Raw genomic sequence first — 568 nt, 5'->3', positions numbered from 1 at the left:
CGCGCTCGCTGATGGTCGGTTTCCACGCCGTCGCCGACCCGGCCGAAGAGTTCTCCTTCAACGACGGCGAGATCGCCGAGGCGGCCTGGTTCACCCGCGACGAGGTGCGCGCCGCGCTCGCGGCGGGGGACTGGTCCAGCTCGTCTGAGTCGAAACTGCTGCTGCCCGGGTCGATCTCGATCGCCCGCGTGATCATCGAATCCTGGGCCGCGATCGACTGAGGGGCTAGCTCCCGGTCTGGGCCAGCTTCGCCTTCACCTCGGCGGCGCTCGGGTTGGTCAGCGTCGACCCGTCGGCGAACTTGACCGTCGGGACCGTCCTGTTGCCGCCGTTGACCGAGCTGACGAAATCAGCGGCCGCCGCGTCGTGCTCGATGTCGACCGCCTCGTAGGGAATTCCGTTGGACTTGAGCACCGTCATGAGCCGGTGGCAGTAACCACACCAGGAGGTCGTGTAGACGGTGAGCGGGGCAGAGGTCATAGCTGGTTAACGTAGCCCGGCGACGATGCATTCCGCGACGCGGGATGCGGAGGAGTGGGCGATTGGGTGTAGCCCGGCGACGATGCAT

General features: G+C 66.9%; 1 protein-coding gene and 1 pseudogene. One reads left to right on the top strand and one right to left on the bottom strand.

Annotated features, from left to right (window positions below; all coding sequences use genetic code 11):
* Nucleotides 1-221: pseudogene (locus A5659_RS09690) on the top strand (NAD(+) diphosphatase); the annotation flags it as partial.
* Between the two features lie 4 nt (nt 222-225).
* Here A5659_RS09690 and mrx1 read toward each other — a convergent pair.
* Nucleotides 226-480: a mycoredoxin Mrx1 gene (mrx1, locus tag A5659_RS09685; RefSeq protein ID WP_066871166.1), complete on the bottom strand. Its 255-nt coding sequence runs from the start codon at nt 478-480 to the stop codon at nt 226-228.
* Between the last annotated feature and the right edge of the window lie 88 nt (nt 481-568).

The sequence above is a fragment of the Mycobacterium sp. 1165196.3 genome (assembly GCF_001673415.1).
GTDB classification, from domain to species: domain Bacteria; phylum Actinomycetota; class Actinomycetes; order Mycobacteriales; family Mycobacteriaceae; genus Mycobacterium; species Mycobacterium europaeum_A.
Note: the sequence above shows the minus strand (reverse complement) of the source record. Positions and strands in the feature narration are given on the sequence as shown.

Excerpts from the sequence above, each read along its gene's own strand:
- mrx1 (WP_066871166.1), bottom strand. The coding sequence starts at position 480 with ATGACCTCTGCCCCGCTCACCGTCTACACGACCTCCTGGTGTGGTTAC.